Below are 13,056 nucleotides of genomic sequence, written 5' to 3'. Positions count from 1 at the left end.
TTAACCTCCAGTATGTTTGTTTATATTCATACCATTATTTAAATCATGCGAAAAATCCGGCTTGTTGCAGTTCGCTGGCGCTGTCTCGAAATGCCTGTTGGATGAAGGCGAGATCGGCATCGCTGTGGGCTGTGGAGATTTGAGCTTGTCTAATGCGCTCTCAGCCGCTTTTGCGATCTCTGGTGTGTAGCCATAGGTCCAGATAAACATGATATCAGCATCTAGGAGACTAATCAGTTCCTTGTCGATCCGCTGTTGGTTTTGCCCGCGTGGTTCAATTGCTTGAGCCGGTGGCCGCTGGATTCCAGCATCCTTGAGAATTGAACCTGGAAATGAACTGCTTAGGTAAAAAGCAATACTATCGGGATAGATGCGAACCAGCGAGGCTTGCAGTTGGTGCAGACGATCCCCCATTTTTGCTTTGAACTCAGCTAAACGAGCGTTGTAATTTGACAATACCCTATCTGCTTCTACTGTTTTTCCTAATGCTTCCGCAAATTTAATCAACGCCCCTTTCCATTGTGCATCAGTTTCCAGCTTCACCCCAATAGTCGGCGCGATTTGCGATAGCAGTTTGTAGGTGTTCGCATCCATGTCCCAGGAGGTTCCCAAGATCACATCCGGCTGTAGCTGCAAAATTGCTTCTAGACTGGGTCGATCGCCAACTAAGCCAATGATTTGCGGTGGCTCGGTTTGGTCTTGGCTGAGGTAGGGCACAAACAGTGGATCTAAGTTGCCAGCAATTCCAACAGGCTTCACGCCCAGTGCCAACACGCCATCTAAACCACTTAGCACAATCACCCGCTGAGGATGGAAGGGAACACAGCTCTCGCCCATTGAGTGTTGCACTATCCGACAGGGGCTTGAAGCCGTCGCTTCTATAGTCAGGTGATGGGGATGGCAAGCAGCAGTGAACAGAAGTATGAATAGTCCCAGACCAGTTAATCGCAAGCGATAAAGCTGCTTTATTGTCGCTTTAGTAAATCCCAAAGTGAGTTTCTTGGCTAAATTTGTGAGGAGCACTGTCATGGGGGTACTGATTCAATTCACCTGGGACAACTAGAACGCAATAAGTCCTCTCCTCTTAATAAAGGGAAGTTAGAGGATAGTAAAGGCTCAAAACTCAACCGTGAGTGAAGCTACAACCGTCAAGGGTGCTCCTGGCATAATTGCTACTCTACCAAAGTTGACCGATTCAAAATATCGCTGGTCAAACAGATTTTGAACATTAATAGCAACCCGCCAGTTATCGCGGCGATAAAACAGCGAGGCATCGGTGCGTAAATAGGCTGGTAAGGTGTAACTGCCTCCATCTTGCAGGCGCTCATCAACAAAGAATAAACCCAGCCCAACGCCTAAACCTGCTAAATTTCCCGACTGAATTTCGTAGGTGGTCCACAGGTTGGCTGTACTGCGAGGCACTCCATCGATTTGGCTCCCTTCAGGAATATCATTGCTTTCGGTTACTTCGGCATCAATTAAACCATAGGAAGCAATCAGATTCCAGCCTGGGAGTATTTCACCGCCTATGTCAAATTCAATTCCTTGACTGCGCTGCTCGCCAATGGCAATGCTAAAGTCTGGATTGTCGGGATCAGTAGTAGCCACATTCGTTTTGGTCAGGTGATAGGCAGCCAGTGACGCAATCAGGTTCCTACCAAATTCTGCTCGGACGCCAATTTCGTACTGGGTACCGCGTTCGGGTTCTAAAAATGAGCCATCTTCACGAATACCAAAATTAGGTTGAAACGAGCGGGCATAGTTGGCATAGAGCGAAATCGGTTCAATGGGTTGATAGACAATGCCAATCGTGGGGCTGAAGGCCGTGAGATCTTGGTTTGACGTTGTATTGTCTATAAAAGAACGACTGTCCTGCGACACGATATCGAATCGTCCATTGATCAGCAGCTTCAAATTATCCAAAATGGTGATCTGGTCTTGGAGCAAAATGCCAATCAGTTCGGTTCGGTTTCTGGAGATATTGGCTGGTAGCGTTAGATCATTACGAGTTGGGCGATCGATCACATCATAGACTGGATCAAAAATATTGATACTGGGAGTTCGTCCCTCGGCAAATCTAAGGAAATCTGTACTATCGTTGAATACGCCATAGTCCACGCCAAACAATAGGTTGTGACCAATTGAACCTGTGGTGAACCGTCCCAAAATATCTGCCTGCAAATTATAGGTTTCAGTCGTCGTTTCACTATTGCGGTAGCTGCGCTCCAAAATTCCAGTTTCCTCATTCAAGACATCTGGTTCAGCATGGAAGTCGGAACTGTGGTCTGAGAAATAATTAAATCGATTACGGAGTGTCCAGTTTTCGTTAATTTGATGTTCCAGTCGATAGCCTGCACTGGTTGCGCGCACGCTGCGGATGTCATTGGGTTCGCCCAAAATCCGGCTGATTGGAATATCCGCCACCTGATCGCCAATCGCCACTAGCCCGCGATCCATTGGTCGGTCGTCGCGTAGGTGGGTAAAATCAAACGTGATGTTAGTGGCATCGCTCAGTCTCCAGGTCAGGACCGGCGCGATAAATAAGCGATCCACATCTTGTTCAAAATCTCGAAACCCATCGGAATATTCATAGGCAAGGTTGAGCCGATAAAGCAAGCGGCGATCGTCGGTTAAGGGGCCAGTAAAGTCGAGAGTTGGCCGCACAAAGGCATAGCTGCCGATCTGTAGCCCCACTTCATAGGCTGGCTCTTCTTGCGGTTGTTCGGTAATCAAATTAATAATGCCACGTTTTCAGTTCGGCTTCAATTCGAGCTGTCACCTCGCTCCGCAGTTGCGTTGCCAGGTCATTAACTGCCCGTTGCCCGTTGCGAAACGAGAGGTATCCCACCAATCCGACAACTGCCAGAATTTGCAGAACAAAGGGTACTACTAGGGTAACGCGCAGGGGAAATTTACCCGGAATGGGGGGAGTGGCCTTACCAGTCATTAATACCATCTCCTCCGGCGATCCACTCCTGCAAATTGCGCTCTGGCTTAGCCACATTAAACAAATGTAAACCAAAATCCTGGGAGAGATCCTCACAGACCTTGATGCCCCGCACACTGTTGCCTTTTACATCTAAGGGGGGTGAGAAAGTACCAATGCCTACTTTTCCGGGTGCAATTGCCGTAATGCCGCCGCCAACTCCACTCTTAGCCGGCAGTCCCACTCGATAACACCACTCGCCGGAGGCATCATACATGCCGCAGGTCAGCATGACGCTAATCACATCTTGCACATAGCGTTCATCAATCGCTCGTTGTTTTGTAACTGGGTTCACGCCACCGTTTGCCAACGTTGCCGAAAGCATAGCCAGATCGCGAGCATTCACCATAATTGAACATTGCTGAAAGTAGAGATCCAGCGTTTCATCAATCTTCTCGCTAACCATGCCAAAGTTCAGCATCAGGTAGGCCATGGCTCGGTTGCGATAGCCGGTTGCCTTTTCAGATAAAAAAACCGGCACATTGATATCATGATCCCGTCCGGTATAGCGTTTGAACATTTCCAGCATTCGTTTTAAGCGTTCCGTGCCGTTTTTGCCCTTAATTAAATCTGCCGTGGCAATCGCCCCAGCATTCACCATTGGATTATAGGGGCGGTTAGTCACTTCATCTAGCACAATCGAGTTGAATGCTTCGCCCGTTGGCTCTACGCTGACTTTGCTATTCACATAGTCACGCCCGTGGTCTTCCAGCGCTAAGCCAAACACAAACGCTTTAGAAATGGACTGAATCGTGAACAACTGGTCGCAATCTCCAACCTCAAATACCTGTCCCTCCGTGGTGACCACACAAACGCCAAACCACTCCGGCTTTGCCAGTGCCAGTTCTGGAATGTAATCGGCCACGGCACCTTCATTCAGCGATCGATACTTCTCATATAAATCGTTCAGATAATTACGAAAGGGCGACGTAACCGCAGTAATAGAATTGGCTAGGGATTGCAATTCTCCAAAATTCGACATGCCACTTACCCCTCGATAATTTGCTGTGCCACTTTGCGAAATTCCTGACTCACCGGATGCTCTGGATATTTCACACAAAATACTCCTTCACTGGCGAGCTGCACGATATCTTCCGACAATGGAAATATTCCGGCAACCATTTCGCCGTATGTTTCCTCTACTTTTTGCTTTAGGGCTTCCAGGTTGAGTTTGCTGTGGGCTTTGTTGATGGCCAATAGCATCTTCCGCACTTTCAGTTGCCGCGCCACATCCATCGTCACCGCCGTGCCCTGATAATCTTGCTTGTCAGGGCGGAGAATTAGAACTAGCACATGAGAGATCGCGATCGATAAAAATGTTTCTTTCGAGAGGCCAGGATGGGTATCAATAAACAAATAATCAAGCTGAAGTGCTTTTACCAGATTGCGAAACCCATCATTCATCAGTTTGACATCATAGCCATCCTTCAGGATCCTGGCAATATCATCCGCCTTAACACTGGACGGAACCAGAAATAGCTTGCCTGCACCCTCGATCCCCACATTGGCACTCAGATCATAGGCGGCATCTTCGATTGAGCTTTCACCCCACAAATAGTTATTCAGGGTTTTGTCCATTTGCTCTGGTTCCAGACAAAACAGGTTATGGATTCCTGGAGAAGGGACATCTGTATCAACAACACCCACACGATTTCCCAGGGCAGCCACGGTGGTTGCCAGGTTCGCAGTAAAGTTAGACTTACCCGTACCACCTCGATACGAGTGAACGGAAATAACTCTAGGCATGTTTACTTAAAATGGCTGTCAATGACTTCCATAAGATTAGCATCTCTTTTTTAAAGGGAAAATCTAAAGGGAAGTGTAGTATTCACAACGGATGATCGAGCAAAACTGCTTGAGCAGCTCTTTGCTTCGTCGTAAGCCATCCCCATGGCTAAAGGCAGGGGCTTTAGCCCAAAGCTAGAGCCAGCTTCCCAGACTAAGGGTTTATTCCCTACGTTCAGACTAAGAGGTTAAGTTCCTACCCTGGATTGCGTGCTAGATCCAGGCTCTAGAACCAAATTGTTAAACAGGACTGAGGATACAGTACAGTGCAATTTGGAAAGTACCAAGTCTGAACATTGTCGAAGCAAACATAACGCGCAAACAGAAGAGACAAAACCATGTCTAAAAGATGCAACTGCAGTTAATTCTACTCGGTGGGCATTGTTCAATGCTTTGAAGAAAACCGGTTTAATGGTTTCAACGGGATCTGGCGGACAGACTAAGTTCAACTATTGCAATGTTGTACAGAAAAAGGATGGCTACGCATATGGTCCCCCTTTGTTTAAGGAGGGTTAGGGGAGATCTTCGACTTGTGTGGACACGGTAGTCCCTGAAGGGCGGGGTATCCCGGAGGTACCGATGACCACAGGTCAAAGATCACGTTGATATCGGTGAGGATTTGGGGATCTTGGATCTCGAGCGCGCGACGAAGGTAGCCGGAGCCAGATTTTCGATAATGAACGGCGCCGGAGCAAGATTGTCGCGTGCATTGGTCAATTTTATGCTCGATATTCACACCCGCGAGCACGGCTACTCGGAGACCATCCCGCCTTTTTTGGTGAACCGGACCACGCTATTCGGGACGAATCAATTGCCAAAGTTCGAGGATGACCTGTTTCACATAAAAGACGAACGGGGGTTTGCATTGATTCCGACAGCAGAGGTTCCGGTAACGAACTATCACGCGGACGAGATACTAGATGCAAAAGATCTCCCGAAATATTACACAGCATATACGCCGTGCTTCCGCAGCGAGGCCGGAAGCTATGGCCGCGATACGCGCGGCCTTATCCGCCAACATCAGTTTGAAAAAGTGGAGCTGGTCAAGATCTGTCTTCCCGAAGAATCGGAAAACGAACATCAGTCCCTTACGGCGAATGCGGAAAAGATCTTGCAGCTTCTTGGTCTGCCTTATCGAACGGTCGTTCTTTCAACCGGCGATATGGGTTTCGGCGCAAAAAAGACCTACGATATCGAGGTTTGGCTGCCATCGCAGAACACTTATCGCGAGATCTCAAGCTGTTCCAATTGCGGAGATTTTCAGGCTCGAAGAATGAACTTGCGTTTTCGCCGCGCAGGCGGAGCTAAACCGGAGTTTGCCCACACGCTGAACGGAAGCGGACTTGCCGTCGGCCGAACCTGGATCGCGATCCTCGAAAACTATCAGCAGGCAGATGGTTCAGTAACCATACCGGAAGTATTGAGGCCGTATATGAACGGTATTACTTTGATCAACTAGCACATTAGCCTAAACGCAAATACGTTCAAAACTATGTTGCAAAAACCAAGAATATACCTTACTCAAGATCTGCTCGGCCCATACTGAAGATTTGACGAAACTCACCGCCGTAATTACGATGTAATTATGAAAGCTCAGATCATACAGATAGGCAATTCGCAGGGCATACGAATTCCGAAGATGATGCTGGAAGACACGGGTATTTCCGGCGAGGTCGAGCTTCAGGTAACCGCGGAAGGTATTCTGATCAAGAACATCAGAAAACCAAGATGTGATTGGGATGCGGCATTCAAAAAAGTCGCCGATACCGATGACGATGTAAGTTTTCAAGCGGTTTCATCTGAATTCGACAAGAAAGAATGGCAGTGGTAAACCCCGAACTCAGCTAATGGTCAAACGGTTCGAAGTTTATTTGATAAATCTGGACGACGAGATCTCCGATGATCCGAAGAATACGCGTCCGGCCGTCGTCGTTTCGCCTGATGAGATGAATGCCAATCTTGATCATGTGATGATCGCGCCGATAGCCTCGACAAGAACACCTTATCCAACCCGCGTCGAAACCGAGTTTCTAAATGCGAAGCGATGGGTGATTCTAGACCAGATCAGAACCATTGATCATACTCGCCTTGCAAAAAAGATTGGCAAGATAGATGAAAAAACGGCCGATTCTGTATTGGGATTGTTAGCTGAGATGTTCGCCCCGTAAGGCTAGCCTCCTTTTGATTTCGCCTTTTCCCAGAGCATATCCATCTCAGAAAGCGAGGATGAAGTGATGTCATCTCCGTTGCGCTTGAGTTCATCCTCGATGAATTTGAATCGTTGACGAAATTTTCGGTTAGTTCGCTTTAGGGCGGTCTCGGGCTCAACGTCGAAATGTCGTGCAAGGTTAACGATAACAAACAATAGGTCGCCTATTTCTTCCTCGATATTTTCCTTATCATTGGTTTTGACCGCGCGACGAAGTTCATTGATCTCTTCTTCAGCTTTTTCGAGGATCGGAGACGGCTCCGGCCAGTCAAATCCCACGTTCGCGGCTTTTTTTGTGAGTTTAAGAGCTTCTAGCAACCCGGGGAAGTGAACCGGAACATCGTCTAACAGAGAATCTTTTGTCTTTTCCACTTTACCCGATGCTTTTCGTTCGTTGGCCTTCAGCGTGTCCCAATTATCGAGAACATCCTTGGCTTTTTCGAGTTTTGCATCACCGAATACGTGTGGATGCCGCAGGACGAGCTTCTTAGAAACGGTCTCGGCAACATCCTCTATGGTGAATTCACCACGCTCCTTTCCGATGGTCGAGTGAAAGACTACCTGAAGCAAAAGATCGCCAAGCTCCTCTTTCAGGTGTTCGATGTTTCCGGTCGCTTCTGCATTCTGGATCGCGTCAAATGCTTCATAGGCCTCTTCCAGTAAGTACTGGGAAAGCGAAGAGTAGGTCTGTTCCGCATCCCAAGGACATCCGCCCGGTGCCCGAAGGCGCTCCATCACCGAAACAAGTTCATCGAATCTTTTTGACATATCATCATTAAAATGCAGTAATCCACGGAAGTCTAGGAGCATCGAACAACGCAACGCAGCCCGTGGGTTCAAAATTTAGATAAAGTCCCGGCAGGAGATTCCGCATGCCTTTATTAACACACACTTTATCGACCGATTTGCTAAATGATAGAATTGAATAAACTAAAATGACAATGATCGGACAAGACGAAAATCAGGAAGAAGTTACGTTCAAAGTTACCGACCACTTCCCTCCCAGCTTTCGCTTCAGCCTCATCTCGTTTTGTCAGTCAATCAGGCTAGAGCACTTTATTGAAACGGGCATTTGTGAACTTCATAAGGAAATCGAGCAAAGGCAGATCGTACGGGAAGAAATCGTCAACCAACTGAGATCGTCTTTTCTACACCAAGGTATCTTCCTGGAACAAGCTCGTGGAGTATTTTCCTTTTCCCATATCGCATTTCAGGAGTATTTAGCTTCTAGGCAAATTGTTTCGAGTTTTAACTTGAAGCATGACTTGGCCGATCTCTCAGGCTATTTAGCTGAACCCTATTGGCGGGAAGTGATTGCTCTAGTCAGCTCTAGACTGCAAGATCGCAACCTGTTGCTTAGCTATATTAAGCTGGAAGTGCAGTCCTTAGTCTCCCATCAGCCCTACATCAAAACATTGCTGGACGAGTTACAGCAGAAGTCTGGCAAATGGTTGGTCTATCGTCAGATTGCTGAAACTCACAATTTACTATATAAGATCGCTCGGACTCCCGACCTACTCTGTCGCCTTGCAACTTCCATAACCTACATGAGCATTCTAGCTCAAAAGCTTTTATTTGAGGTTGTTTTAGCAAAATTGATTCTTTGGTTTGCAGTTCCAAATTGGCAAAACTCCCAAATCTCAATTTTGATTCAACCTCTGCTTGACCAAGCCATTCTATTGGCAACGACCTATCAGTATCAAAAGTTGGCAAATAGCTTGGCTGATTTGAGAGAGCAACTTTTGTGCCCCAATTGGGCTAGCCAAGACCTATGGCTGGAGTGCTTGGAAAGAGCAGTCAATGACTATGCGAGTAAGTTTGGGAATTTTCGCTTCAATCGTGAGCAAATGCAATCGCTTCAGCTCTGTCTTTATACTGTTCAACTGCTGGCAGACCTACAGGGGAAGAGTGAGTCTGACAGCCTAGAGAGTCTACAGCTTCAGCTATCTGAGCTATTTTCCGTTTTCGACTTTGACAACACAACCTCGACTGACGAGCTACCTGGCTTTCTAAGTCACCATCCATCAAATTCTTCCTTCACTTTGATTTAAGCGATTAATCTGCTTTAGAGCAAGTTCTGATCCACAATCTTCTTCAAGACCACTGGATAGAACTTCTGGAAGAAAATCGACCAATTTGTGACCTCTAATACTGTATTAAAAACCATAATTGTGGCAGCTAATATACACATTCACGATAGCTTATATGTAGCTATCCCTGGGAAATTATATAACCCAGGTTAAGCTTAAAAAAAAATCCGAATAATTAACCTAGGGTCAGCATTTACTTATACGTGAAATCAAACAGGCCAGGATTAAACCTGAAGCATGGGTTTGAGTGATGGGAGCAAATTTATATTCATAAATCTATCATCCTGCTTATTGACATAGATATTGACACAGAATAGCCATTATGGATACTGCTATGAGTACTCTTTCCAACACCGGCATCAACCACTCGTTCAAAAGTGATTTACCGGAAACTCACGCTTCAGTTAGCAGTAAGCTAAAGCGCTCAATTGATATTGTTGGAGCTGTGATTGGATTAGGCATCACAGCCTTACTTTTTGTTCCGATTGCAGTTGCGATTCGACTGGACAGCCCTGGTCCGATTTTTTATCAGCAAACTCGCTGTGGATTGCTAGGAAAGCGGTTTCGGATTTGGAAGTTTCGATCAATGATCCCAGATGCAGAATACTTACAACATGCTGTACAGAACCAGGCTAAGGGACTGATTTTCAAAAACGAGGCGGATCCTCGCGTCACTCGAGTCGGCAAATTCTTGCGGCGCACCAGTTTAGATGAGCTGCCTCAGTTTTGGAATGTGCTCAAAGGTGAAATGAGTTTGGTCGGAACTCGTCCACCGACTGTTAACGAAGTCGATCAATATGATCTGCGGCATTGGCAGCGGTTAACTATTAAACCCGGCATTACGGGCGAGTGGCAGGTGAAAGGGCGGTCAACGATTCGAGATTTTGAACAAGTTGTAGACCTTGATCTGCGCTATTTACAGCATTGGTCCGTTAGATATGATTTGCTGCTAATTCTTAAAACCATCTGGATCGTTCTGCTGCGACACGGAGCCTACTAACAACCTATTAAGTAGGTGAGCATAATTAAACCTAAAACCCAAAACCCTGCGCGGGCGGCGCAGGGTTTTGAATCTGGTTTTTAATTATGCCGAGGTACTTAACAACTTAACAACTGACTCCTATAAAAACCGCTGTTTGATCTGCTCTTGCAACCACTGTTCCAATAATTCGTTCAGCAGCATTTGTTGGATTGATTCATTAAACTGTACAGGTAATACTGCTTCGAGCTGAGCAATCACAATCCATTCATCGATGCGCTGAGGTGCCCACACCTGGCCTGGACGCGCTCCGTAAAACATCCGCGCCAATTGAGGATGCAGCTTACCTAGCTCGATTGGCCCAGTTCTGCCACCCACTGCGGCGGCTGTGCCTTGAGAATAGAGATGAGCCACTTCGGCAAAGGATTGTTCGCCTTCCACAATCCGAAAATACAGCTCTTGGGCCATGTTGCGGTCGTGCAAATAAATCAGCGAACAAACGACTTGGTCGAGCTGGTATTTGCGCTGAAAGAAGTAGGAAAATCAGTTTGTTCCGTTTGATCAGGCCAAGATCTCGATTGCTACCCATGCCCTACACTACGGGACAGGTGCGTTTGGGGGGTTGCGTGGCATCCCCGATCCCCAAAATCCGAACCAAATTTTGCTGTTTCGGCTGGATCGCCACTGTCGCCGTCTCAGCGATAGCGCTAAGTTTCTCCACTTCGATTTACCTGCCGACAAAATTTATCAGGTAATTGTTGACTTTGTTAAGAAGAATCAGCCTACCTCGTCTTTCTATATCAGACCGTTCGTCTACACTTCAGATCTGGGAATTGCGCCTCGACTGCACAACATCGAAAAGGATTTCTTTGTCTACGGGCTAGAGCTGGGCGATTACCTTTCACCAGAAGGCGTGAGCTGTCGGATTAGCTCCTGGCACCGGCAAGAGGACCGCAGCCTGCCCCTGCGCGGCAAAATTAGCGGAGCTTATATCACCTCGTCGTTGGCGAAAACCGAGGCGGTCGAGTCGGGCTTTGATGAAGCGATTTTGCTGAATGCTCAAGGTAAAGTCTGTGAAGCATCAGGGATGAACATTTTTGTGGTGCGGCGCGGGCAGTTGATTACTCCTGGTCCAGAACAGGACATTCTGGAAGGCATCACACGAGACAGTATTCTCACCTTGGCGCGCGATCTGGGGATTCCGGTAGTGGAGCGTCCGGTAGACAAGTCGGAGCTGTTTATTGCCGATGAAGTCTTCCTTAGCGGTACGGCAGCCAAAATTACCCCTGTGCGGAAGATCGAAAACTACAATCTAGCACCAGAGCGTCCGATTACGCACAAGTTGAAGGATAAGCTGGCAGCCATTACCGAAAACCGTGACCCCGATTACAAAGATTGGGTATGCGCGATTTCGCTGGTGCAGTAGAATCTCCTTTGTTTGGGTGTTAAGTAGGATTTGGCCTCGCTGACACCCCCTGCATTTTTGCTGAGGAAGCATGGATGAAACCCTAATCCAGACAAAAAGCTTTGAGTTTGCCCTCAGTATGGTTCGGCTCTACAAAAAACTGCAAGCAAGGCAGGAGTTCATCTTATCGAGTCAATTGCTCCGCAGTGGTACCGGCATTGGCGTCAATGTGGAGGAAGCCGCCAATCACGATCGAAAGCATCACAATCAAGATTTCACTCAAGCCATGATGATGGCAGCTAAGGAAGCCCGTGAGACGCGCTACTGGTTAAAGCTGCTTCAGGAATCCCACTTAGTCGATGTGGATGTCTCTAACGAGCTGAACCAGTTGACCGAGCTGATGGAGCTACTCAACTCGGTTGTTGAGTAAATGGGTTTGTTGAGCAAATTAGGTTGAGTCAGGCTTGCTCAAGCAGCGGTTTCCAACTTCATACCAAATTGCCACCGCCGATACTTCATCTTTAGCAAGGCTATATTAAGCTATGCCTAACACAGAGGGATGTCTAAAAACCCTGACATAGAATGGGATTAGTAGGATTGGCTAAAGCGCCAGAGGTGTCCTATGTTAGTGGTCTTGATGGAAAACCAATTGCTTGCCCCAGAGCAGGTGTGTCACAGTTGCCTAATGGCGGATCAAAGCGGTCAACCCCGATGGCAAGAAGGGAAGTTGCGCTGTGGCCGCGCCCTGCGGAGAATGGCTGACGACCAGCCAGTTCAGTATGAGTGCCAAATGGGATTTCGGATTGCTCAAATTGAGTAGCCTAAACCAGAGCTATACAAGCTTATCCCAGAACCAGTCATCTCAGAACCAATCAGCCAAGCAGCAGGAATGCAAAGCAGCATCAAAAGCAGCATCGACAGTTGCTAGGGTTGCGACAGGGTTTTATGGATAGAACATTGAATTCCTGTAGAAATTAATTTAGCTGTGCATCAACCATTCCAGGCCGATCAGCGTTTAAGGATTACGTTATCCTAGGCTTATTGAAACCCTGGAAGACAGACACTTCATTCTGGAGAGCACAAAATGACCTGGCGTGGTTCTACTACCCCTCAAGACCGACTGTTTGCCTGCCTTGTATATCTCCTGCCCCTACTGGATGGGCTGAGGTTTGCCGCTCCTTTTTTCCAACAGTTTCCAGCTCTGTTGCCCATATTGATTCCGTTTCAGCCGCTGATGGCGCTCTACAATTTTCCCTTCGCCGCTTTTATTATTTTTATCCTGCTGTTTATGCTGGTCGTACGGAATGACAACATCAGTCATTTCGTTCGTTTTAATACCCTACAGGCGATCTTGCTAGGGATTGTGCTGAGCTTGTGCAGTTTGGTGATGGGCTTCATTTTGCAACCAGCGCTGCAGGGCGGTCTGATTCTAGAGACGCTATTTAATGTCATCTTCCTGGGAACGGTCGCTGCTGTGGTTTACGCCGTGGTGCAGTCTGCTCTGGGGCGCTACGCTGAAATTCCCACCATTTCTGATGCAGTTTACATGCAGGTCCGCTAGAGGTCAGGTCCATGTGGTAGGGTGGCCCCGTCTTACCCCCT

Annotated in this window: 14 protein-coding genes and 2 pseudogenes; 9 read left to right on the top strand and 7 right to left on the bottom strand. The window is 47.4% G+C overall.

The genetic code is table 11. The annotated features are described in order from the left end of the window. The 5 genes from JVX88_RS18990 to JVX88_RS18970 all read right to left on the bottom strand — a co-directional run bounded on the left by JVX88_RS18990 (window position 1) and on the right by JVX88_RS18970 (window position 4,732). Window positions 1-1,029 (bottom strand): iron-siderophore ABC transporter substrate-binding protein, encoded by a 1,029-nt coding sequence (locus JVX88_RS18990; protein WP_211619740.1) that lies wholly within the window; start codon window positions 1,027-1,029, stop codon window positions 1-3. Between the two features lie 87 nt (window positions 1,030-1,116). After that, window positions 1,117-2,733, bottom strand: a complete 1,617-nt coding sequence (locus tag JVX88_RS18985; RefSeq protein WP_211619739.1) for a TonB-dependent siderophore receptor — start codon at window positions 2,731-2,733, stop codon at window positions 1,117-1,119. 1 nt (window position 2,734) lies between these two features. Then, entirely contained in the window at window positions 2,735-2,947 is a 213-nt protein-coding gene (locus JVX88_RS18980) for a hypothetical protein (RefSeq protein ID WP_211619738.1), read from the bottom strand. Next, entirely contained in the window at window positions 2,937-3,968 is a 1,032-nt protein-coding gene (gene glsA, locus JVX88_RS18975) for a glutaminase A (protein WP_211619737.1), read from the bottom strand. Before glsA ends, JVX88_RS18980 begins: the two co-directional genes overlap by 11 nt. 5 nt (window positions 3,969-3,973) lie before the next feature. Further along, window positions 3,974-4,732: a MinD/ParA family protein gene (locus tag JVX88_RS18970; RefSeq protein ID WP_211619736.1), complete on the bottom strand. Its 759-nt coding sequence runs from the start codon at window positions 4,730-4,732 to the stop codon at window positions 3,974-3,976. 637 nt (window positions 4,733-5,369) lie between these two features. On the opposite strand from JVX88_RS18970, the pseudogene serS reads away from it, so the two are divergent. From serS to JVX88_RS18955, 3 genes and pseudogenes are all read left to right on the top strand, one after another. Next, a pseudogene (serS, locus tag JVX88_RS18965) lies at window positions 5,370-6,230 on the top strand (serine--tRNA ligase); the annotation flags it as partial. Window positions 6,231-6,356: 126 nt separating this feature from the next. Further along, window positions 6,357-6,602: an AbrB/MazE/SpoVT family DNA-binding domain-containing protein gene (locus tag JVX88_RS18960; protein WP_211619735.1), complete on the top strand. Its 246-nt coding sequence runs from the start codon at window positions 6,357-6,359 to the stop codon at window positions 6,600-6,602. 16 nt (window positions 6,603-6,618) lie between these two features. Further along, window positions 6,619-6,939, top strand: a complete 321-nt coding sequence (locus JVX88_RS18955) for a type II toxin-antitoxin system PemK/MazF family toxin (protein WP_211619734.1) — start codon at window positions 6,619-6,621, stop codon at window positions 6,937-6,939. Between the two features lie 2 nt (window positions 6,940-6,941). Here the strand turns inward: JVX88_RS18955 and mazG are convergent, their stop codons facing one another. Continuing rightward, complete coding sequence (gene mazG / locus JVX88_RS18950; RefSeq protein WP_211619733.1) at window positions 6,942-7,748, bottom strand: nucleoside triphosphate pyrophosphohydrolase; 807 nt, start codon at window positions 7,746-7,748, stop codon at window positions 6,942-6,944. 173 nt (window positions 7,749-7,921) lie between these two features. Here mazG and JVX88_RS18945 point away from each other — a divergent pair, with 173 nt between their 5' ends. Together JVX88_RS18945 and JVX88_RS18940 are read left to right on the top strand one after the other, a co-directional pair. Further along, on the top strand, window positions 7,922-9,031 hold the full coding sequence (locus JVX88_RS18945; RefSeq protein WP_211619732.1) for a hypothetical protein: 1,110 nt from the start codon (window positions 7,922-7,924) through the stop codon (window positions 9,029-9,031). 373 nt (window positions 9,032-9,404) lie between these two features. Further along, window positions 9,405-10,070, top strand: a complete 666-nt coding sequence (locus JVX88_RS18940) for a sugar transferase (RefSeq protein WP_211619731.1) — start codon at window positions 9,405-9,407, stop codon at window positions 10,068-10,070. A 120-nt stretch (window positions 10,071-10,190) separates the two neighbouring features. On the opposite strand, the gene JVX88_RS18935 is transcribed toward JVX88_RS18940, so the two are convergent. Further along, window positions 10,191-10,517, bottom strand: a complete 327-nt coding sequence (locus JVX88_RS18935) for a peptidylprolyl isomerase (protein WP_211619730.1) — start codon at window positions 10,515-10,517, stop codon at window positions 10,191-10,193. Between the two features lie 85 nt (window positions 10,518-10,602). Between JVX88_RS18935 and JVX88_RS18930 the strand changes: the two are divergent. The 4 genes and pseudogenes from JVX88_RS18930 to JVX88_RS18915 form a co-directional block, all read left to right on the top strand. Further along, a pseudogene (locus JVX88_RS18930) lies at window positions 10,603-11,475 on the top strand (branched-chain amino acid transaminase); the annotation flags it as partial. Between the two features lie 70 nt (window positions 11,476-11,545). Then, window positions 11,546-11,884, top strand: coding sequence for a four helix bundle protein (locus JVX88_RS18925; protein ID WP_211619729.1), 339 nt, complete (start codon window positions 11,546-11,548; stop codon window positions 11,882-11,884). Between the two features lie 192 nt (window positions 11,885-12,076). Then, window positions 12,077-12,274: a hypothetical protein gene (locus JVX88_RS18920; protein WP_036000068.1), complete on the top strand. Its 198-nt coding sequence runs from the start codon at window positions 12,077-12,079 to the stop codon at window positions 12,272-12,274. Between the two features lie 264 nt (window positions 12,275-12,538). Beyond that, a complete protein-coding gene (locus JVX88_RS18915) occupies window positions 12,539-13,015 on the top strand; it encodes a Tic20 family protein (protein WP_211619728.1) in 477 nt (158 codons plus the stop codon). The last annotated feature ends 41 nt before the right edge of the window (window positions 13,016-13,056 follow it).

The organism is Leptolyngbya sp. 7M (assembly GCF_018128485.1).
This window is presented reverse-complemented; position numbering and strand designations above follow the sequence as displayed.

What these genes read in the sequence shown, in the direction of transcription:
- JVX88_RS18990 (WP_211619740.1), bottom strand. Translation starts at nt 1,029, where the DNA reads ATGACAGTGCTCCTCACAAATTTAGCCAAGAAACTCACTTTGGGATTT.
- JVX88_RS18980 (WP_211619738.1), bottom strand. Translation starts at nt 2,947, where the DNA reads ATGACTGGTAAGGCCACTCCCCCCATTCCGGGTAAATTTCCCCTGCGC.
- glsA (WP_211619737.1), bottom strand. Translation starts at nt 3,968, where the DNA reads ATGTCGAATTTTGGAGAATTGCAATCCCTAGCCAATTCTATTACTGCG.
- JVX88_RS18970 (WP_211619736.1), bottom strand. Translation starts at nt 4,732, where the DNA reads ATGCCTAGAGTTATTTCCGTTCACTCGTATCGAGGTGGTACGGGTAAG.
- JVX88_RS18960 (WP_211619735.1), top strand. Translation starts at nt 6,357, where the DNA reads ATGAAAGCTCAGATCATACAGATAGGCAATTCGCAGGGCATACGAATT.
- JVX88_RS18955 (WP_211619734.1), top strand. Translation starts at nt 6,619, where the DNA reads ATGGTCAAACGGTTCGAAGTTTATTTGATAAATCTGGACGACGAGATC.
- mazG (WP_211619733.1), bottom strand. Translation starts at nt 7,748, where the DNA reads ATGTCAAAAAGATTCGATGAACTTGTTTCGGTGATGGAGCGCCTTCGG.
- JVX88_RS18945 (WP_211619732.1), top strand. Translation starts at nt 7,922, where the DNA reads ATGATCGGACAAGACGAAAATCAGGAAGAAGTTACGTTCAAAGTTACC.
- JVX88_RS18940 (WP_211619731.1), top strand. Translation starts at nt 9,405, where the DNA reads ATGAGTACTCTTTCCAACACCGGCATCAACCACTCGTTCAAAAGTGAT.
- JVX88_RS18935 (WP_211619730.1), bottom strand. Translation starts at nt 10,517, where the DNA reads ATGGCCCAAGAGCTGTATTTTCGGATTGTGGAAGGCGAACAATCCTTT.
- JVX88_RS18925 (WP_211619729.1), top strand. Translation starts at nt 11,546, where the DNA reads ATGGATGAAACCCTAATCCAGACAAAAAGCTTTGAGTTTGCCCTCAGT.
- JVX88_RS18920 (WP_036000068.1), top strand. Translation starts at nt 12,077, where the DNA reads ATGTTAGTGGTCTTGATGGAAAACCAATTGCTTGCCCCAGAGCAGGTG.
- JVX88_RS18915 (WP_211619728.1), top strand. Translation starts at nt 12,539, where the DNA reads ATGACCTGGCGTGGTTCTACTACCCCTCAAGACCGACTGTTTGCCTGC.